Origin of the sequence: Rhizobium chutanense, assembly GCF_002531935.1 — a bacterium.
Classification (GTDB): domain Bacteria; phylum Pseudomonadota; class Alphaproteobacteria; order Rhizobiales; family Rhizobiaceae; genus Rhizobium; species Rhizobium chutanense.
In genome coordinates, this window is the sequence record NZ_NWSV01000001.1 from 49,735 (window position 1) to 67,743 (window position 18,009).

Below are 18,009 nucleotides of genomic sequence, written 5' to 3' on the forward strand. Positions count from 1 at the left end.
GTATTGCCGGCCGCTCGCCCTCGCCTTCGCCACAAAGAGTGTTATCCTTGTCAGTCATGAGCGTATTGCCCCGCAATCGCCGGAAGCGCCCTCTGTTCCAGAACGCCAGATCGCGGAGACCGGATCGATGACAAGCCCCTCGAGGCAGAAGAAAGGTGCATTTGCGCTCCGCCCTTCGCTTGCCCGGCTGGTAACGACGAAACGCCTGCTGGCGCGCGTCGTGCTGTTTTTCGAGCAGTTGCTGCCGCCGCTGATGCCGGTGCTCTCGGTCATCGCCTTTTATCTCTCCGCCTCCTGGTTCGGCGTCTTCCGCAGCGTCCCCGACTGGCTGCGCATCCTGCTGCTGATCGCCTTTGCCGCGGCTTTCCTGGTCTCGCTCCTCCCCTTCCGCAGCCTGCGCTGGCCTGATGTCGGCGAGGCTGACCGCATGCTGGAAGAGCGCAACGGCCTGCCGCACCAGCCGGTCACCGTGCAGGAAGACGAACTGGCCTTCGATACGCCTTTCGCCCAGGCGCTCTGGCGCGAGCACCAGACCCGCATGGCGGAAAAGATCGCAGCGCTCGATGCCGGCCTGCCGCGGCCTGATATCGCCGCACATGACCGGTTTGCACTGCGCGCCGTGCCGGCGCTGCTGCTGGTCACCGCCTTTGCTTATTCGCTGTCGATCAATGGCGGCTCGATCGGTGATGCGTTGCAGGCGGCACCCGAGCAGGTCGCGGTCGATCCGGCGGTGCGCATCGACGCCTGGGTGACGCCGCCTTCCTATACCGGCCGCGCCCCGATCTACCTGACCGCGGACGGCAGCGAGCAGGCGCCGATCGACATTCCGCAATTTTCAGGCCTCACCGTTCGCGTCAGCGGCGGAAAGACCGCCGAAAAGGTCGTGTTCCGCAAGGCAAACGGCGAGGCGCAGGATATATCGGTGCAGGCGGATACCAAACCGCAGCAGGCGGTGGTGTCGGCCGGCGAACAGCCGAATACGGCCTCGGCCGGCCCGGCTTCCGTCGCGCAGACGCATATGATGAAACTCCAGGAGAGCGGCGCGCTCGAAGTCAACGGCCGCCGCTGGCGTTTCAACATCCTTCCCGACAAAGCGCCTGAGATCGCCTTCGACGGCTTGCCGAAGCCCAGCGTCAACGGCGCGCTCGAAATCGGCTTTACCGTCAAGGACGATTACGGCGTCCAGGAGGCGCATGCGGAGATCGTTCCTCTGGAAAACGATCCGACGGCAACGCCGCTCTATCCCTTGCCGGAATACCGGCTGGATATTCCCCGCCGCAACGCCCGCGACGCCAAGGGTGTCACCAGCCGCAACCTGACCGAACATCCGCTTGCCGGCAAACGCGTGCGCGTAACACTCGTCGCCAAGGATGCCGCCGGCCAGACCGGCCGCAGCCCGCCACATGAGATGACGCTGCCGTCGCGGCCCTTCAACGAGCCGCTTGCCGCGGCCGTCGCCGAGGAACGTCAGGTTTTCGCGCTCGACACCCGCAAGATGCCGCAGGCAATCGCCCTGAACGAGGCGCTGACCATCCGTCCCGAGGAGACCATCCCCAAGCTCACCAACTATCTGCTGCTGCAATCCGCCCTGACGCGCATGAAGCTGGCAAGGGGCGATGAAGCGCTGAAAGATACGGCCCAGTATCTCTGGGAGATCGCTCTCGGCATGGAGGACGGCGATCTTTCGCTTGCCGAGCGCAAGCTGCGCGAGGCCCAGCAGAACCTTGCCGATGCGTTGAACCGCAACGCCCCGGATGAGGAGATCAAGAAGCTGATGGACGAACTGCGCAAGGCGATGCAGGACTATATGAGCGAGCTTGCCCAGCGTATGCAGAACGCGCCGATGCAGCCGAACCAGAACGCGCAGAACATCCTGCGCCAGCAGGATCTGGAACGGATGATGGACCAGATCGAGAATCTCGCCCGCTCCGGCAATCGTGACGCGGCCCAGCAGATGCTGTCGGAATTGCAGCGCATGATGAACAATCTGCAGGCCGGCCGGCCGCAGCGGGGCCAGCAGGGCCAGGAAAACAGCGAGGCCCGCAAGCAGATCGACAAGCTCGGCGAAATCCTGCGTGACCAGCAGAAGCTGATGGATCAGACCTTCCGCCTCGATCAGCAGCTCAGGGACCGCATGCAGCGCGGTGAACCCGACATGGGCGAAAACGATCCGCTGCTCGACGAGATGAACCCGGAGGAAAACGGCGAGTCGCAGGATCAGCAGCAGGGCCAGCAAGGCAAAGACGGCCAGCAGCCTTCGGACCAGCTGACGGCCGAGCAATTGCGCGAGGCGCTGAAACAGCTTCGCACCCAACAGGATGCGCTCGGCAAGCAGCTTGGCGAATTGCAGAAGAAGCTGGGCGAAATGGGCATGAAGCCTGGCCCGGGCTTCGGTCAGGCGCAGCGCGAGATGGAAGGCGCCGGCCGCGAGCTCGGCCAGGGCCGCGGCCAGCCGGCAATCGAGGGCCAGGGCCGCGCGCTGGAGGCACTTCGCCAGGGCGCTCGTGACATGATGAACCAGATGATGCAAGCGCAACAAGGCCAGCAGGGGCAAGGTCCGAATGGCCAGGTGGGACAAGGCGAACAGAACGGTCGCGATCCGCTCGGCCGGCTGCGGCAGACCCAGGGACCGGACTTCGGCGACAACAGCGTGAAAGTGCCCGACGAGATCGACGTTCAGCGCGCCCGCGAAATCCTCGACGCGATCCGCGAGAAGCTCGGCAACAATCCGCCGCAGGAAATGGAACGGCGGTATCTCGAACGGCTGCTGGACATCCAGTAGACTTGCGCCGCCGCGCGACAAATATCAACCGCTCAAACGCGTAACCCCGAAATCGAAATCGATTTCGGGGTTACGCGTGAAATTCCCATAGTGGACGCACTTAAGCGACGAGCGCCCGGGCGACCGCCTTGCGGATATCGGGAAGCGCGAATGGCTTGGCGACGACGTCGATGATCTTTTCGGCAAGATCGTCGGCCCGTTCGCGCTGTTCGGCATAGCCGGTCATCAGCAGGATCTTCAGGCCGGGAAAGGCGTCCTTTGCCTGATGGGCGAGTTCGATGCCGTCCATCACGGGCATGCGGATATCTGAAAGCAGCAGATCGTAGACCCCGTCCTTGAGCTTCTCCAGGCCCTCGGCCCCGTCAGCCGCCTCATCGGTCTCGTGGCCATCAAGCCGCAGGGCTCGGGCTACGAAGGACCGCAGGGAATCCTCGTCTTCCGTGATCAGAATTCTTGCCATATGTGCATCGCTCCGTGTCAGCCCCGCGACGGAAATCATCAGGATTTCCTTTTCGATCGGTAAAGATGAGGAAGCGATGGACGAGATGGTTAACAACCCGTCTCGACCGGCAGGCGAGCGCCGGGCCTCTTCGGGACGCGTGAAAGACGCCGGAATGCTCTGCGGTTGCTCAGGCGTCGCCGGTCACCACGCCGACGAAAGGCAGTTCGCGAAATGCATAGGCGACGTCCATGCCGTAGCCGACGACGAAATAGTCGGGGCATTCGAAGCCGACATAATCCGCCTCCAGCTTTTCCTTGCGCTTGACGCGTTTGTCGAGCAACACGGCGATGGTGACGTTGCGCGCGCCCCGCTCGAACAGCAATTCCTTGGCAAACAGCAGCGTCCGGCCGGATTCGAGGATATCGTCGATCAGCAGGACGTCGCGGCCATGCACATCGCTGTCGATATCCTTGACGATGCGCACGCCCTGGGAAACCGTGCCGATGCCATAGCTCGACAATGTGATGAACTCGACCTCCGGGGCAAGCCCGCTATCATGCAGGGCACGGATCAGGTCGGCGGCGAAGATGAACGAGCCCTTGAGCACGGCGATGACGAGCAGGTCCTTGGTCGGGCCGTTGGCGATCTCCTTCGCCATCGAATGATTGCGCTCGGCGATTTGCTCGGCGGTGAAGAGCGGCTCGATATTTTTTCCGCGCACGACAGGCATAAGGGCTTGCTCCATGAAAAGAAGGGTAAGCCGTTAGCACATATGCGGGTCCGAAACAGCCTCGCGGCTGAAATTTAACGGGATTGGCGCGAGTTGTGACCGGAAAGCCGGCCGCGACAGGTCCCGGATTTTCTATGCAGGCCAGCTTTTATGGCAGGAAAGAAAGCCTGACTTCCGGCATTTTTCCGCCGGTATGCTGGACACGGGCCGAGAAGCCCCGGCTCTGGCCGCTATAGATGACATCGGACGGCGGATTGATGACGATGCTTGCGGTCAGCCGCTCGTCGGTCACCAGATCGGCACGGATCGGCCGCACCGTCTGCGTCGTACCGCTGTCGTTTTCGACGATGCCGTTGATGACGAGCACGCGCATGCCGTTCGCGTCGCGCGGCGTCACCGTCACATGGGTGAAATGCAGCGGCGCTCCGGAATAGGCGGGCTCCCCGGAAAAGCCGGAAAAACCACCCGCAAGGCCGAAGACGAGTACGACGAGCGCCAGTACCAGCGCGGAAAAACTCCGCATCGACGCGCGTTGCAGGAAGGATTCCATCGCCTGCAGAACCGAAGCGGCCGTCGCCCCCGCAAGCGGCGGCTGTGCTGCCTGTGCACCGGCCATGCGCTTGCGGTTATCGTTATAAGTCCTTGCGGCAAATTCCGTCGATCGGACTTTGCCGAGGGTGACGAATTCGGCGTCGGAAACATCGGCAGGACGCGCCGTGCGGTACTGGCGGGCGGCAGGTTCCGGCGGCAGGAAATCATAGGCCTGGCCCGGCGTCCGGCGGCTGAAGGAGGATGCTTCCATGGTGACTGCCTCGCAGATGTCCACATGGTTTCGATGCCGGTAGAAATCTTGGCATTGAAACGAATCCTCCTCAGTCGTAAATTTTAATGGTTAATGCTTCGCAAAGATCGCCATCAAACGGGCGTCTTTCCAGCAAATTTACCGGCTGTTAACCCTGTTGGTTAACAAGTCACACGGTGAAACCAAGAACAGACTGAGCTGCCCGTTGATCCACTTCGAGAATGTCGGTTTGCGCTATGGCATGGGCCCGGAGATTCTCCGGGACCTGACCTTCGACATTCCGAAAAAATCCTTTCAATTCCTGACGGGCCCATCGGGCGCCGGCAAGACGTCGCTGCTGCGGCTGCTCTTCATGTCGCTGCAGCCGACACGCGGCCTGATCCGCATGTTCGGGCGCGATATTTCCGAAATCCCCCGCCCGGAACTGCCGCTGCTGCGCCGCCGCGTCGGCATCGTCTTCCAGGATTTTCGCCTGCTCGACCATCTGACGACCTATGAGAATGTCGCTTTGCCCTTACGCGTCCGCGGCAAGGATGAAAGCTCCTACAAGACTGACGTGCTGGAGCTGTTGAAATGGGTCGGCCTCGGCGAACGCATCAACGTGTTGCCGCCCGTCCTATCCGGCGGCGAGAAGCAGCGCGCCGCCATCGCCCGGGCGCTGATGGACCGGCCGGAAGTGCTCTTGGCCGACGAGCCCACGGGCAATGTCGACCCGCCGATGGCCAAGCGCTTGCTCAATCTTTTTCTCGAGTTGAACCGCCTCGGCACGGCCGTTGTGATTGCCACGCATGACCTGGCGCTGATGGAGCAGGTGGAAGCCCGCCGCATGATCCTTTCGGGGGGGCATCTCGATATCTATGACTGAGCCCCCATCCAGAAACCGGGACATGGTGCCCGGCAAGGCGGAACAGAAGCGGCCGGAAATGCGCGTGCGTCCGACCGCGCCGATCCTGCCGCCGTCCAACATCCAGGGCAACGCCCTGATGGTGGTGATATCGATCATGGCCTTCCTCGCCTGCCTGACGCTCGGCGGCGTCAGCATGGTACGATCGACGGCGGCAAGCTGGGAGAGCCAGATTTCCCGCGAGATCACCATCCAGATCAAGCCGGACGACAACCTCGACATGGAAAAGGCGCTGACGCAGGCGCGTGATCTGGCGTTGACCTTCGTCGGCACCAAAAGCGGCCAGATCGTCGACGAGGCGGCGACCGCCCGCCTGCTCGAACCCTGGCTCGGCCCCGGTCTCGATCTGAAGGATCTTCCTGTCCCCCGCCTCGTCGTCATCACCATTGACGAGAGCAATCCGCCGGATTTCGATGGAATGCGGGCGATGCTCAAGGACAGCATCCCGCAGGCCAGCCTCGACGATCACCGCACCTGGGTCGATCGGCTGGTATCCATGGCGCACACGACGGTGCTGATCGGCACCGGTATCCTGCTTCTGGTCTTCTCGGCCATGGTGTTGACCGTCGTCTTCGCCACGCGCGGCGCACTGTCGGGTAACCGCCACATCGTCGAAGTTCTGCATTTCGTCGGCGCCGAAAGCTCCTTCGTCGCCACCGAATTCCAGAAGCATTTTCTGAAGATCAGCCTCAAGGGCTCGGCGATCGGCAGCGCGCTTGCCGCTCTCTTTTTCGCCTCCGCGGGTTTCTGGCAGAGCCGCACGCTCGCCACCCCGGAAACGGATCAGGCCACCGCGCTCTTCGGCACCTTTTCCGTCGGCGTGCTCGGCTATGCCGGAATCTTCGCAACGATGATCGTCATCGCGCTGCTGACCACCTTCACCGCGCGTCTGACCGTCATGCGGACGATCTACGAAATCGATACATTGCGCTCGGACCCGACACGCACTGACGGTATTCCGAGTTGATCGTGACCATGCCGTTTTGCCATGAAAGCGTCTGTTCCGCGCCGCAATCAGCGTATAGTCACGATTGATGACCATGGGAGATACGACACCCAACCCGATTCATCAGGGTCCGGAGCTTGACCGCCCGGCGCCCTTGGCGCCGCGTCGCGGGCTGATCCGCCGCCTGCTGCGTTGGGGCGGTTTTGCCTGCATATTGGCAATGGCGCTGGTGTTCGGCGGCTTCCTGCGGTTCGCCGATTCCGTCACGACGCTGAAGCCCCCGGCCGAGCCGAAGGCCGATGCCATCGTCGTGCTGACGGGGGGCTACCAGCGCATCGACCAGGCCGTCGAACTGCTGCAGAAAGGCGCCGGCAAGCGGCTGCTGATCTCCGGCGTCCATCCGACCACGACTCCGAGGCAGATCCGCAGGATGACGCAGGGTTCGGCCGATCTCTTCTCCTGCTGCGTCGATATCGGTCACGACGCCATAGACACGATCGGCAATGCCGAGGAAGCCTCCAACTGGATCCATGCCAACGGCTACAGGAGCGTCATCGTCGTCACCAACAACTACCATATGCCGCGAAGCCTCGCCGAACTCTCCTATGTCGATCCCGACATCGAGTTCATTCCCTATCCCGTCGTCAATTCCGATCTGAAAACCCGCAATTGGTTCACCGATCCGAACGCGATGCGTGTCATGCTCGCCGAATATGTGAAGGTGCTGCTGGCCGGCGCCCGCAACATCACCGGCTTCGGCCGCCACACGGGGCTTCGCTCGGCAAGCGTGTCCGCCGCAGACTGAGCTTTTGCATTAACCCATCACCAAATGCTTTTTATGACGGGCAATATCGTGTAGGCCGGTCGCGTGAGCATGCCTCGGGAAAATTTCATGATCGCCCTGCGTTCCGTTCTCTTCAATACGATCTTCTACGCCAACCTCATCATCCGGATGATCGTGCTCTCGCCCTATTATTTTGTGGCGCCGCGCCTGACCGCCTATGCGATCCCGAAGAACTGGGCGCGTTCCAACCACTGGCTGATGCGGGCGATCGTCGGCACGACCTTCGAGATCGAGGGTCTGGAGAACCTGCCTGACGGCAGCTATATCCTGGCGCCGAAGCACCAGTCTTTCTGGGATACCTATGCGCTGCTGCCCTGGCTGAAAGACCCGGTCTATATCCTGAAGCGCGAGCTGATGTGGATTCCGCTGTTCGGCTGGTACGCCAAGAAGCAGCGGGTAATCCCCGTCAATCGCGGCGCCCGCGGCAAGGTGATGGTGGAAGTGCTCAAACGCACGAAAGAAGAACTCTCGACCGGCCGCCAGCTGATCATCTATCCCGAGGGCACCCGCCGTCCGCCGGGTGCGGAGCCGGTTTATAAATACGGCATCGCCCGCATGTACCGCGATCTCAACATCCCGGTCGTGCCGGTTGCCATGCATCCCGGCCTCTTCTGGCCGCGGCGAAGCTTTCGCCGTTATCCCGGCCATTTCAAGGTGAGGATCCTGCCGCCGATCATGCCCGGCATGGATCCGGACGCCTTTTTCGCCCAGCTGATCGAGGTATCGGAGCGGGCAAGCGACGAGCTTCTTCTGCAAACCGTCGAGCAAAATCCGCATCTGCCGCTGCCGCCGACAGCGGTCGAAAGGCTGGCCGAACTGCGCAAGCTGAAGGCGGCGACGGCCTGATCAGGCGGCGCGCAATCGCTCCACTTCACTGACGACCTGCTCCAGCCACTGATCGCGGATGCCCATCTGCCTCAGATGTGCCAGCGTGTTGAAGACATAGGCATCGTTCGGCCCGGACTGGCCCGTGGCCTCGTGCACCACCCGCGCCGCCTCAAATGCATCGAGCGTGCCGGCATATTGCTCGTGGTCGCGATCGGCAACATAGGTCACCGCCTCCACCCTGCGGCCTCCGGCAAATTGCAGCCGCACCCGCCGCTCCAGATAGACATTGGTGACCAGTTCGCGGGCGCGGAGATAATCGATCACCTCGTCCCATTTATCCGGCGAAATACGGAAGGCCATGCCGCGGCAGGCGCCGCCTCTGTCGAGGCCGAGGACGAGGCCCGGACTGTCGCGAGTGCCGCGATGGACGAAGGAGCGGACGCAGAGCGAACGCCTGTAACCATGCACCAAAGCATCGACTCGTTCTAAAAACTCGAAGCCCGGATTCCACATCAGCGAACCGTAGCCAAACACCCAAAATTCGTCCATATCGCACGCCAGACCGGAATCACATTTGCGATTCACCATTGGAGAACATCATGGCAGCGTCAAGCCGATCCGGCAGCGGTCAATCCAGCAGCGGCAAGAAATTCTGGCTGCTGGGTGGCGGTATCCTCCTGGTGATCGCACTTTATACCGGCGGCTGGTTCTATGCGGCATCGGCGTTGAAAACCACGGTGCTGAAAGCGATCGCACCAGGCAATCCGGCGGGCGTCAGCGGCGAATGCGGCGATATCGAATTCCGCGGCTATCCTTTCCGTATCGGCCTGTTCTGCTCCAAGATCGATGTCGACGACAATGTCAACGGCGTCTCCGCCAGCTTCGGCGCGCTGCGCTCGGCAGCTCAGGTCTACGCGCCCGGCAATATCGTCTGGGAGCTTGATTCGCCGGCCGAAATCCGCACCACCAATGGCCTTTCGATTTCGGCGCAATGGACGAACCTGCTGTCGAGTCTTGCGACCAGGCTCAAGGGCATCGACCACAGCTCGACCGTCGTCGAGGGTCTGAAAGCGACGGCGGTCTCCTCCTACACCGGCCAGACCATCAGCTTCGATGCCGCTCGCACCGAAATCCATCTGCGCCAGAACGGCGCCGATCTCGATGGCGCGATCTCGGTGCAGGATGCCAACACGGCGATCAAGGACTGGCCGCAGGTCTTCCCGAAATTCTCCGCCAGCATCGATCTGACCATCGCCGGCAAGGCCGGCCTGATCGACGGCAGTGATCCGACCGGCCTCAATGGTGCCAATGGCGAACTGCGCCGCATCGTCGCCGACATCGGCGACGGCAAGGTGATGACGCTGACCGGCCCCTTCTCCTTTGACGAGCAGGGCCTTCTCTCGGGTAAATTCAAGCTGGAGATCGAGCAGCTCGGCCCCTGGGGCCACAGCCTGAAACAGGCCTTCCCCGATGTCGCCTCGACCGTCGATACGGCGACGAAGCTCTTGAAATCGCTTGCCGGCGGCAAAGACAAGGTCTCGGTGGATCTCGTCGTCGATCACGGCAACGCCACCGTCAGCGGCTTCATCCCACTCGGCCGGATTCCGCCGATCTAACCGATCCGCTTGATGAAAAAGACCTCGGGTACCGACTGAAGTCCGGGCAGCTCGATCGCACCGGTTTCTGTAAAGCCGTTGCGGCGATGCCAGTCCTGCGGCCGGCTCTCGTCGCATTCGCTCGAGGTCATCAGCAGACGGGCGCCCTCGCCGCGCATCGCCTCTTCCCAGGCGAGAAACAGCGCGGTGCCGACGCCCGACCGGCGATGGCCGGGCAGAACGCGGATCATTTCCATATAGGGAACCCTGCCCCAGAAGCGGGAGAAACGCAGGAAACCGACGATCTCGCCGGCTTGCCTGGCGACGAGATATTCGCCGAGCGTCACGCAGCGCGATACCCACGCCTTGCCGGCGCTGGCATCTTCGCGAGCCAGCCAGTCGATATCCGCCTGACCTGCGCTCGCCACCTCCACCATCGGCGCTTACTTCTTGTCCAGAGCGTGGGGGCGGCCGAAATCGGGCGCGTCGACATCCTGGCCGGCCTGGACGATCGACCGGCGGATGGCGCGCGTGCGGGTGAAGAGTTCGAAAATCTTGTCGCCCTCGCCCCAGCGGATCGCGCGCTGCAGATAGGCGAGATCCTCCGAGAAGCGCGCCAGCATTTCGAGGATCGCATCACGGTTGTGCAGGCAGACGTCCCGCCACATGGTCGGGTCGGAGGCGGCAAGGCGGGTGAAGTCGCGAAAGCCCGAAGCCGAATATTTGATGACCTCGGACTCCGTCACCGTCTCCAGATCGTCGGCGGTGCCAACGATGTTGTAGGCGATGATATGCGGCAGGTGCGACACGATCGCCAGCACCTTGTCGTGATGTTCCGCATCCATCTCGTCGACCTTCGAGCCGAGCGCTTCCCAGAAGCTGCGCAGCCGCTTCATCGCCGCCACGTCGGTACCTGCGACCGGCGTGAAGATGCACCAGCGGCCCTCGAAGAGACCGGGAAAGCCGGCATCCGGACCGGATTTTTCCGTACCGGCCAGCGGATGTCCGGGGATGAAATGCACATGCTCAGGCATATGCGGCAGCATCTGCGCGATGACCGAGGCCTTGGTGGAGCCGACATCGGTAACAATAGCGCCGGGCTTCAAGCGCCCCGCGATCTCCTTCGCCACGCTTTCCGAAGCGCCGACCGGCACCGAGACGATGATGAGGTCGGCATCTTCGACGGCATCGGCCGACGACGTCGTGTAGCGATCGCCGAGACCGAGTTCTTTTGCCCGCTTCAGCGTATCGGGGCTGCGCGTCGCGACGACGATCTCTCTTGCAAGGCCAAGCCGTCTGATGTCGTAGGCAAGCGAAGAGCCGATCAGGCCGATGCCGATCAGCGCGATACGATCGAACTGCACGTTCATGCGTTGCGTCCCATGAATTCGGTGAGGGCGGCGATGACGCCGCGGTTGGCCTCTTCGGGGCCGACGCTCATGCGCAGCGCATTGGCGAAGCCATAGCTGCGCACGGCCCGCAGGATGTAGCCGCGGCTCGTCAGCAGCTCGTCGGCATCGGCGGCGCGCTTGCCGTCGATATCGGGGAAATGGATGAGGACGAAGTTGGCGACCGACGGCGTCACCGTCAGACCGATCGCTTCGAGCGCCTGGGTGAGCGTCTCCAGCCACATCTGGTTGAAGGAGACGGCCTGCTGGACGAAGGCCTGGTCGCGGATAGCCGCGGCACCCGCGGCAATGGCCGCTGCGTTCAAATTGAAGGGCGCGCGCACCCGGTTCAACGCGCCGACGATCTCGGCGGGCGCATACATCCAGCCGACACGCAGCGCCGCCAGGCCGTAGGCCTTCGAGAAGGTGCGGGTCATCACCACATTGGCATTGGAGGACACGACCTCGATGCCGGCTTCATAATCGTTGCGGCGCACATATTCGGCGTAAGCCGCGTCGAGCACGAGCACGACATGCTTCGGCAATCCGGCCTGCAGGCGGCGGATCTCGCTGACCGGAACATAGGTGCCGGTGGGATTGCCGGGATTGGCGATGAAGACGATCTTGGTCTTCTCCGTCACCGCCGCCAGGATCGCGTCGACATCGACGGTATAGTCCTTTTCCCGGACGACGACAGGTGTGGCGCCGGCGCCCATGATCTGGATCTTGTAGACGAGGAAACCGTGCTCGGTGATAATGGCCTCGTCGCCGGCGCCGAGATAGACATGGCAGAGCAGGCCGAGCAGTTCGTCCGAACCGTTGCCGCACAGGATATTTGCCGGATTGAGACCGTGCACGGCAGCGATCGCCTCGCGCAGTTCGACCGCCTGCCCGTCGGGATAACGCCCGAGATCGCCGCCGGCGGCCTTGAAGGCCTCGATCGCCTTCGGGCTGGCGCCGAGCGGCGTCTCGTTGGACGAAAGCTTGTAGACGCGGGCAACGCCCGGCACATGTTCCTTGCCCGGCACATAAGATGCGATATCGAGAATACCGGGACGCGGAACGGGCTTGCTCATCTCAACGCTCATGGGATCGACCTTGGAATTGCCGGAAAATGACCCCGTGGCATTAAAGCGGAATCCGGTTCTTGTCGAGAGCCGGAGGCCTACCGGTTGCGTGTCGTCGGCACACCGTGCGGGGCGAGAACCGGCACGAAGACGCGGCGGGAAGCGCGCGCCGCAACCGGCAGCCCCTGATAGAGCCGCTTCTGCGCCTCGACGATGATGACGCCCGAAAAAGCCGGCCACAGCGTTCGGCCGATCCGCTCGAAGGCGCGGCGCAGGCGCAGGATGGTTCTGAGTTTCGAAGGCGGGAAGAACAGCGCTTCGGCCGTTGCGCCCGGGGTGAAATTCGTCTCGCGCAGCAGATGTGTCAGCTGACCGCGCGAATAGGGCCGGCCCGAACCGAAGGGCGTATGCTCCATGCGGGCCCACACGCCGCGCCGGTTCGGCACGACGATGACAAGCCGTCCGCCCGGCGCCAGCACCCGCCAGAGCTCCTTCAGCGTCTCGCGCGGGCTTTCGGCGAATTCCAGCGAATGCACCATCAGCACCCGGTCGATCGAGGAATCCGGCAACGGCAATTCCTCGTCGAAAACCAGTGTCGTCGACGAGAGCGACCCCATCGGCCAGTTCACCGCGCCCTGCCCGGCCGGCATGAAGGCAAAGGTGCGCTCGGTATCGGCCTGGAAGCGATCGAGGAAAGGCACGGCATAACCGAGGCCGACCAGCCGCTCCTGCGGCAGCCGCACCCAGAGCGAGGACAGCGCCATGGCGATCGACTGCTCGGCAAGACGCCCGAGCTCGGAATGATAGAACTGGCGTAGGTCGACGATATCGGCGTGCATTGCGATAAATGTTATCAGCGGGCGGTTGGACTTCAAGACCGGACCCTCTACATTTCCGCGAGACTCGCATGACAAGGGATTATTGAACGATGAAACCGTTGGAATTAGACGTTTTTCTCTGCCGCACCGACAATTTCGGCGTTCTCGTCCACGACCCGGAAACAGGCTTTACCGCGGCGATCGACGCGCCGGAGGAGGCGCCGATCCTCAAGGCGGCGGCACGGCGCGGCTGGAAGATCACCCATATCTTCACCACCCATCACCACACCGACCATGTCGCCGCCAACCTGGCGCTGAAGGAGCGGTTCGGCTGCGAGATCATCGGCCCGATCAACGAGGCCATCGCCATTCCCGGTCTCGACCGGACGATGGCCGATGGCGACAGCTTCCTGTTCGGCGATCACACGGTCGACGTCATCGAGACACCCGGCCATACCGCCGGCCACATCTGCTATCACTTCGTCGACGACAAGCTGCTCTTTGCAGCCGACACGCTGTTTGCACTCGGCTGCGGCCGGCTGTTCGAACGCCCGGCCGCCGACATGTGGCACTCGCTGCAGAAACTTGCCGTGCTGCCCGATGAGACCGCCGTTTATTTCGGCCACGAATATACGCTCTCCAACGCCCGCTTCGCACTGACGGTCGATCCCGGCAATGAGCGGCTGAAAAGCCGTGCGGCCGAGATCGAGGCCTTGCGCACCGAGGGCAAATTCACCATTCCGACGACGCTGGGGCTGGAAAAGGAAACCAATCCGTTCCTGCGCGCCGCCGATCCGGCGATCCGCCGCAATCTGCTGATGGAAGGCAAGACCAACGAAGAAGTCTTCGCCGAGATCCGCAAACGCAAGGACAATTTCTGATGTCTCCCGAGGAGATCATCCGCGAACTCGGCATGCAGCCGCACCCGGAAGGCGGCTGGTACGTGCAGACCTTCCGCGACACTATGGGCGGAGACCGCGGCCACTCGACCGCGATTTACTACCTGCTGACCAGGGGACAGCGCTCGCACTGGCACCGCGTCCACGACGCCGCCGAGGTCTGGCATTATTACGCCGGTGCACCGCTTTCACTGCACCGGTCGGCAGACGGAACAGCAAGCGAGACGATGACGCTGGGAACGAACCTTCCCGCCGGCGAACGGCCGCAGGCGATCGTTCCCGCCAACTGCTGGCAATCGGCCGAAAGCCTCGGCGACTTCACCCTGGTCGGCTGCACCGTCTCGCCCGGCTTCGAATTTTCAAGCTTCGAGATGGCGCCATCAGGCTGGAAGCCCGGCGGCTGAGATCATTCCGCCGCGACGGCCGGCTGGACCTTGCGGCGGAACATGTCCTGGGCGGCCAGCACCGCCCCGCCGGTGACGAGCAGGCAGGCGAGAGCGATGCGCCAGCTCGGCTCGGCAAAGCCGAACAACGTCAGGATCAGCGTCGACAGCAGCGGTGCGGCATAACTGGCCGCACCGAGGATCTGGATATCGCCGTTCTTGACGCCGTAGTCCCAGGCGTAGAAGGCAGCCCCCACCGGCAGGAGCCCGAGTCCGGCGACGGCCAGCCATTCGAAGCCGGTTGCCGGCCAGACGGTCGTCTCCAGGCCGAGGTGGCAGAACAGCGACAGGATCGAGGTCGCCAAGCAGAAGCCGGTGACGACATCGGTGGAGACGGCGTCGAAACGCCGGGTCAGCAACGAATAACCGGACCAGGTGAAGGCGCTGAGAAAGGCGGCCCCGTAACCGACGGCATAGGCGCCGTCAAAATCGATGCCGTTGCGCGCGACGATCAGGAAGGTGCCGCAGAGCCCGGCAAACGCGCCGGTAACATGATACCAGCGCAGCCGTTCGCCCGGCAGCAGCGCCGAGCCGACGACGATCAGCAGTGGCCAGAGATAGGCGACCAGCCCCGCCTCCACCGCCGGCGCGTTTCTGAGCGCGGTGAAATAGAGGAAATGATAGCCGAACAGGCCTGCAATCCCCGTCAGCCAGACCTTGGCCGGCTGCTTCAGCAGCGCCAGGCGTGACGGGTTGAGGATAAGCACGGCAATGCCGGGGATGCTGCCGATCGCAAAGCAGATGGCCGACAGCTGGAATGGCGGCATCCTGCCGGAGGCTGATGTGAACAGCGCCAGGAACGACCACATCAGAATGGCCGCAAAACCGATCAACGTCGCGCGAAGCTTCACCCGTCCCCCTTGACGGGCAGGGGCCCGTCAGCTGTTGCTGCCGTATTTGACGGCAGTGATCGTCACCATGCCATATTCGGTTGGAATGCGCACATAGACGGGAGCGTATACATTTGCCGCGTCCGACTTGGCAAACCAGATTTCCATCCGGTCGCTCTTGCTGAGATAGACGATGTCCTTGCGGCCCTTCTTGTAGCCCGAGCGCGGCACGAAGCGCACGCCGCAGACAACCGCCTTGCCCTTGAAGCCGTCGGTCGAAAAATCTTCGTCGCCCTTCGGCGACAGCACCAGATCCATGCGCGTCTCGCCGTCGAAGATCGGCAGCGTCTGCGAGCAGACCTTGGTATCGCCGGTGAAGACCAGGCCGGAGATCGGATCGAGCACCGAGCGCATGTCGCCCGGCGTCACATCGATCCAGTTCTTCGGCCGTTTCGGCGCCGGCGTCGTCGTTGCCGAGACGATGTTGCCGTTGCGGTAGCTCACCTCGTAGACGCGGGCCTTCTTGCCGCTCTTGTAATAGAGCGAATATTTCTGCGCCTGCAACCGATCGTCGCGCACGACGCCGGTGACGCTGGTCTTGGCCGAAATCGTCGTGATGAGATCGGCAAGGCCGGCCGAATTGATGCTGCCGGCGATCTTGTAGCTGTGATCGTCCTCGATCTCGGTCAGGAACGCGGCGCGCGCGATCGGCAGGCCGGCGAGCGTCACCCGATATTCCGTCCGATGCTGGATTTCGGCCGCCGATGCCGGTATGGCAAGAAGCGCTGTTATGGCCGAAATGAAAATCCGTCTGCCCGAATGAGCCATGAATGAAGCCTTGTCTTGCCGCGCGCCGGCAGCCTTTGCCGAGCGCTCTATACGCCTGCCGTGAAGCGAAGAAAACAGCAGCTTTTTGACAGAATTGCGGGAAAGGCCAAGGTTTGGCTTGACGCGAGCGGCCGGTCTGACTATAGAACCGCAACTTTCCAATCATGCCCGTTGGATTGCGCGCCCGGTTTTGCCGGGAATGGCAATTCGATGGCCCGAGAAAAACAAGAATAGGTGTTCCATGTCCCGCGTGTGCGAATTGACCGGCAAGGCCGTCCTGACTGGTAACAATGTCAGCCATGCCAACAACAAGACCAAGCGCCGTTTCCTGCCGAACCTGTGCCAGGTCACGCTGATCTCAGACGCTCTCAACCAGCGTTATCGTCTTCGCGTTTCGGCTGCGGCTCTGCGTTCCGTCGAGCATCGCGGCGGCCTCGATGCCTTCCTGATCAAGGCAAGCGAAAACGAACTGTCGATGCGCGCGCGCCTGCTGCGCCGCCAGATCGTCAAGAAGAACGCCGAAGCCGCTGCTGCGTAAGCTTCTGCCTTTCTTTCATACGGCTTCAAAAGGCTTGCACGGATAAACCCGGTCAGGCCTTTTGCTTTGCCTGAGCACTCCAACTGGTGGCATCACCCAGGATAAAAAAATGCTGAAGACGCGCTATACCATCGCCTATGTCGCCCTGATGACGCTTGTCGTCGTCGCCTCCAACTTCCTCGTCCAGTTCCCGCTGAACGCCGAAGTCGCCGGCATCAACCTGGCCGATATCCTCACCTGGGGCGCCTTCTCCTATCCGGTCGCCTTCCTGATCACCGACCTGACCAACCGCCAGTTCGGCCCGCAGGCAGCCCGCAAGGTCGTCTTTGCCGGCTTCGTCGTCGGCGTGACGCTGTCCTTCTTTACCTCGGTGCCGCGCATCGCCATCGCCTCCGGCTCGGCCTATCTCGCCGGCCAGCTGCTCGATATCGCCGTCTTCAACCGGCTTCGCCGCCAGGCCTGGTGGCGCGCACCGCTCGTCGGCTCACTGATCGGCTCGGCGCTCGATACGGTGATGTTCTTCTCGCTGTCCTTTGCCGCGTTCTTCGTCTTCCTCGGCCCGAACGAACCCTTCGCGCTGGAAGTCGCGCCCGTCCTCGGCGTCTTCGCCACGGAGGCGCCGCGCTGGATTTCCTGGGCGCTCGGCGATTTCGCCGTCAAGATGATCGTCGGCCTGGTCATGCTGCTGCCCTATGGCGCACTGATGAACGTGCTGCGGCCGATGCAGGCCGCCCGCGCCAGCTGAACAGCGAGATCACCGACGCCGCCGGACCGCGCCGGCGGCGATCGCCGGATGCAGCAGTACCTCCGCCGTCAGAGCGTCGATGTCTCGCGATGACTCGAGCCGCAACACTGGCGCGGTCTGCGTTTCCAGCCATTGTTCGTGCGCCGCAAGGCTGCGCCGTTCCGGGCCTGCCGTATCGTAGCTGGCCGCCCATTCGAGGAATTCGCCGCTTTTCACTTCCATGTCGCCGCCGGGTCCGATTCTGTCGCCGTATCGGGCAGTCTCCCGCGCACGAATGCGCGCCATTCGAAGCTCCGGCTCGATCCTGAGGAAGACGATCAGATCGTAGAGCGGCTCGACCGGCCCTCCCCATTTCAGCGCCGATCCGGAAAGAACCCAGCCGTCGGGCCGTCCCGTCGCCTCAAGCAGCAGCCGAATGCGCTCGTCGGCATCCCTCGGCGTGGTATACGGCGGATCGGTCGGCAGCCAGAAGAAATCGTCGGTGTCGAGATGGGCGATATCGAGCTTTTCGGCAAGTGCAAGGCCGAGCGATGTCGTGCCGGAACCGGACGCGCCCATGATATGGATATGCACCATGATT

Annotated in this window: 21 protein-coding genes; 10 read left to right on the forward strand and 11 right to left on the reverse strand. The window is 62.7% G+C overall.

Annotation, left to right across the window (positions count from 1 at the left end; translation table 11 throughout):
- Positions 1-127 precede the first annotated feature (127 nt).
- Complete coding sequence (locus CO666_RS00255; protein ID WP_097610191.1) at positions 128-2,782, forward strand: TIGR02302 family protein; 2,655 nt, start codon at positions 128-130, stop codon at positions 2,780-2,782.
- A 100-nt stretch (positions 2,783-2,882) separates the two neighbouring features.
- On the opposite strand, the gene CO666_RS00260 is transcribed toward CO666_RS00255, so the two are convergent.
- The 3 genes from CO666_RS00260 to CO666_RS00270 all read right to left on the reverse strand — a co-directional run bounded on the left by CO666_RS00260 (position 2,883) and on the right by CO666_RS00270 (position 4,756).
- A complete protein-coding gene (locus tag CO666_RS00260; protein WP_003543311.1) occupies positions 2,883-3,242 on the reverse strand; it encodes a response regulator in 360 nt (119 codons plus the stop codon).
- A 169-nt stretch (positions 3,243-3,411) separates the two neighbouring features.
- On the reverse strand, positions 3,412-3,954 hold the full coding sequence (hpt, locus tag CO666_RS00265; RefSeq protein WP_097610192.1) for a hypoxanthine phosphoribosyltransferase: 543 nt from the start codon (positions 3,952-3,954) through the stop codon (positions 3,412-3,414).
- Positions 3,955-4,102: 148 nt separating this feature from the next.
- The gene (locus CO666_RS00270) at positions 4,103-4,756 is read right to left on the reverse strand and encodes a hypothetical protein (RefSeq protein WP_097610193.1); all 654 of its coding nucleotides are present in this window, start codon (positions 4,754-4,756) and stop codon (positions 4,103-4,105) included.
- Between the two features lie 205 nt (positions 4,757-4,961).
- Here CO666_RS00270 and ftsE point away from each other — a divergent pair, with 205 nt between their 5' ends.
- The 4 genes from ftsE (at position 4,962) to CO666_RS00290 (ending at position 8,296) form a co-directional block, all read left to right on the forward strand.
- Positions 4,962-5,621, forward strand: a complete 660-nt coding sequence (gene ftsE, locus CO666_RS00275) for a cell division ATP-binding protein FtsE (protein ID WP_003567051.1) — start codon at positions 4,962-4,964, stop codon at positions 5,619-5,621.
- Positions 5,614-6,627 (forward strand): cell division protein FtsX, encoded by a 1,014-nt coding sequence (locus tag CO666_RS00280; RefSeq protein WP_097610194.1) that lies wholly within the window; start codon positions 5,614-5,616, stop codon positions 6,625-6,627. The genes ftsE and CO666_RS00280 overlap by 8 nt, the downstream gene beginning before the upstream one ends.
- A gap of 67 nt (positions 6,628-6,694) precedes the next feature.
- Complete coding sequence (locus CO666_RS00285; RefSeq protein WP_097610195.1) at positions 6,695-7,411, forward strand: YdcF family protein; 717 nt, start codon at positions 6,695-6,697, stop codon at positions 7,409-7,411.
- 87 nt (positions 7,412-7,498) lie between these two features.
- Positions 7,499-8,296 carry a lysophospholipid acyltransferase family protein gene (locus tag CO666_RS00290; protein WP_097610196.1) on the forward strand — a complete coding sequence of 266 codons (798 nt, stop codon included), beginning with the start codon at positions 7,499-7,501 and terminating at the stop codon, positions 8,294-8,296.
- Here CO666_RS00290 and CO666_RS00295 read toward each other — a convergent pair whose 3' ends face one another.
- Positions 8,297-8,827 carry a gamma-glutamylcyclotransferase gene (locus CO666_RS00295; RefSeq protein WP_097610197.1) on the reverse strand — a complete coding sequence of 177 codons (531 nt, stop codon included), beginning with the start codon at positions 8,825-8,827 and terminating at the stop codon, positions 8,297-8,299.
- 50 nt (positions 8,828-8,877) lie between these two features.
- On the opposite strand from CO666_RS00295, the gene CO666_RS00300 reads away from it, so the two are divergent.
- The gene (locus CO666_RS00300; RefSeq protein ID WP_097610198.1) at positions 8,878-9,894 is read left to right on the forward strand and encodes a DUF2125 domain-containing protein; all 1,017 of its coding nucleotides are present in this window, start codon (positions 8,878-8,880) and stop codon (positions 9,892-9,894) included.
- On the opposite strand, the gene CO666_RS00305 is transcribed toward CO666_RS00300, so the two are convergent.
- The 4 genes from CO666_RS00305 to CO666_RS00320 all read right to left on the reverse strand — a co-directional run bounded on the left by CO666_RS00305 (position 9,891) and on the right by CO666_RS00320 (position 13,203).
- On the reverse strand, positions 9,891-10,310 hold the full coding sequence (locus CO666_RS00305; RefSeq protein ID WP_097610199.1) for a GNAT family N-acetyltransferase: 420 nt from the start codon (positions 10,308-10,310) through the stop codon (positions 9,891-9,893). The two genes, CO666_RS00300 and CO666_RS00305, sit on opposite strands and share 4 nt — an antisense overlap.
- Before the next feature lie 6 nt (positions 10,311-10,316).
- Positions 10,317-11,243 (reverse strand): prephenate/arogenate dehydrogenase family protein, encoded by a 927-nt coding sequence (locus CO666_RS00310; RefSeq protein ID WP_097610200.1) that lies wholly within the window; start codon positions 11,241-11,243, stop codon positions 10,317-10,319.
- The gene (gene hisC, locus CO666_RS00315; protein ID WP_179869585.1) at positions 11,240-12,337 is read right to left on the reverse strand and encodes a histidinol-phosphate transaminase; all 1,098 of its coding nucleotides are present in this window, start codon (positions 12,335-12,337) and stop codon (positions 11,240-11,242) included. Before hisC ends, CO666_RS00310 begins: the two co-directional genes overlap by 4 nt.
- Before the next feature lie 89 nt (positions 12,338-12,426).
- Positions 12,427-13,203, reverse strand: a complete 777-nt coding sequence (locus CO666_RS00320; RefSeq protein WP_003582647.1) for a class I SAM-dependent methyltransferase — start codon at positions 13,201-13,203, stop codon at positions 12,427-12,429.
- Positions 13,204-13,256: 53 nt separating this feature from the next.
- On the opposite strand from CO666_RS00320, the gene gloB reads away from it, so the two are divergent.
- Positions 13,257-14,027, forward strand: a complete 771-nt coding sequence (gene gloB / locus CO666_RS00325; RefSeq protein ID WP_097610202.1) for a hydroxyacylglutathione hydrolase — start codon at positions 13,257-13,259, stop codon at positions 14,025-14,027.
- Positions 14,027-14,449, forward strand: a complete 423-nt coding sequence (locus CO666_RS00330) for a cupin domain-containing protein (protein WP_097610203.1) — start codon at positions 14,027-14,029, stop codon at positions 14,447-14,449. Before gloB ends, CO666_RS00330 begins: the two co-directional genes overlap by 1 nt.
- Before the next feature lie 2 nt (positions 14,450-14,451).
- Here CO666_RS00330 and yddG read toward each other — a convergent pair whose 3' ends face one another.
- Both yddG and CO666_RS00340 read right to left on the reverse strand, forming a co-directional pair.
- A complete protein-coding gene (gene yddG / locus CO666_RS00335) occupies positions 14,452-15,339 on the reverse strand; it encodes an aromatic amino acid exporter YddG (RefSeq protein WP_097610204.1) in 888 nt (295 codons plus the stop codon).
- Between the two features lie 27 nt (positions 15,340-15,366).
- Positions 15,367-16,146 (reverse strand): DUF3108 domain-containing protein, encoded by a 780-nt coding sequence (locus CO666_RS00340; protein WP_097610205.1) that lies wholly within the window; start codon positions 16,144-16,146, stop codon positions 15,367-15,369.
- Between the two features lie 241 nt (positions 16,147-16,387).
- On the opposite strand from CO666_RS00340, the gene rpmB reads away from it, so the two are divergent.
- Together rpmB and CO666_RS00350 are read left to right on the forward strand one after the other, a co-directional pair.
- A complete protein-coding gene (gene rpmB / locus CO666_RS00345; RefSeq protein ID WP_010069655.1) occupies positions 16,388-16,684 on the forward strand; it encodes a 50S ribosomal protein L28 in 297 nt (98 codons plus the stop codon).
- A gap of 109 nt (positions 16,685-16,793) precedes the next feature.
- Positions 16,794-17,429, forward strand: a complete 636-nt coding sequence (locus tag CO666_RS00350; RefSeq protein ID WP_097610206.1) for a VUT family protein — start codon at positions 16,794-16,796, stop codon at positions 17,427-17,429.
- A 9-nt stretch (positions 17,430-17,438) separates the two neighbouring features.
- Here CO666_RS00350 and CO666_RS00355 read toward each other — a convergent pair whose 3' ends face one another.
- Positions 17,439-18,005 carry an ATP-binding protein gene (locus CO666_RS00355; RefSeq protein WP_097610207.1) on the reverse strand — a complete coding sequence of 189 codons (567 nt, stop codon included), beginning with the start codon at positions 18,003-18,005 and terminating at the stop codon, positions 17,439-17,441.
- Positions 18,006-18,009: the final 4 nt, after the last annotated feature.

Bases quoted from the DNA above. Each gene is read 5' to 3' on its own strand.
- CO666_RS00255 (WP_097610191.1), top strand. From the start codon at position 128: ATGACAAGCCCCTCGAGGCAGAAGAAAGGTGCATTTGCGCTCCGCCCT.
- gloB (WP_097610202.1), top strand. From the start codon at position 13,257: ATGAAACCGTTGGAATTAGACGTTTTTCTCTGCCGCACCGACAATTTC.
- rpmB (WP_010069655.1), top strand. From the start codon at position 16,388: ATGTCCCGCGTGTGCGAATTGACCGGCAAGGCCGTCCTGACTGGTAAC.
- CO666_RS00280 (WP_097610194.1), top strand. From the start codon at position 5,614: ATGACTGAGCCCCCATCCAGAAACCGGGACATGGTGCCCGGCAAGGCG.
- hpt (WP_097610192.1), bottom strand. From the start codon at position 3,954: ATGCCTGTCGTGCGCGGAAAAAATATCGAGCCGCTCTTCACCGCCGAG.
- CO666_RS00285 (WP_097610195.1), top strand. From the start codon at position 6,695: ATGACCATGGGAGATACGACACCCAACCCGATTCATCAGGGTCCGGAG.
- CO666_RS00310 (WP_097610200.1), bottom strand. From the start codon at position 11,243: ATGAACGTGCAGTTCGATCGTATCGCGCTGATCGGCATCGGCCTGATC.
- CO666_RS00260 (WP_003543311.1), bottom strand. From the start codon at position 3,242: ATGGCAAGAATTCTGATCACGGAAGACGAGGATTCCCTGCGGTCCTTC.
- CO666_RS00300 (WP_097610198.1), top strand. From the start codon at position 8,878: ATGGCAGCGTCAAGCCGATCCGGCAGCGGTCAATCCAGCAGCGGCAAG.
- CO666_RS00330 (WP_097610203.1), top strand. From the start codon at position 14,027: ATGTCTCCCGAGGAGATCATCCGCGAACTCGGCATGCAGCCGCACCCG.
- CO666_RS00355 (WP_097610207.1), bottom strand. From the start codon at position 18,005: ATGGTGCATATCCATATCATGGGCGCGTCCGGTTCCGGCACGACATCG.
- hisC (WP_179869585.1), bottom strand. From the start codon at position 12,337: ATGAGCAAGCCCGTTCCGCGTCCCGGTATTCTCGATATCGCATCTTAT.
- CO666_RS00340 (WP_097610205.1), bottom strand. From the start codon at position 16,146: ATGGCTCATTCGGGCAGACGGATTTTCATTTCGGCCATAACAGCGCTT.
- CO666_RS00270 (WP_097610193.1), bottom strand. From the start codon at position 4,756: ATGGAAGCATCCTCCTTCAGCCGCCGGACGCCGGGCCAGGCCTATGAT.
- CO666_RS00305 (WP_097610199.1), bottom strand. From the start codon at position 10,310: ATGGTGGAGGTGGCGAGCGCAGGTCAGGCGGATATCGACTGGCTGGCT.
- CO666_RS00350 (WP_097610206.1), top strand. From the start codon at position 16,794: ATGCTGAAGACGCGCTATACCATCGCCTATGTCGCCCTGATGACGCTT.
- CO666_RS00290 (WP_097610196.1), top strand. From the start codon at position 7,499: ATGATCGCCCTGCGTTCCGTTCTCTTCAATACGATCTTCTACGCCAAC.
- CO666_RS00295 (WP_097610197.1), bottom strand. From the start codon at position 8,827: ATGGACGAATTTTGGGTGTTTGGCTACGGTTCGCTGATGTGGAATCCG.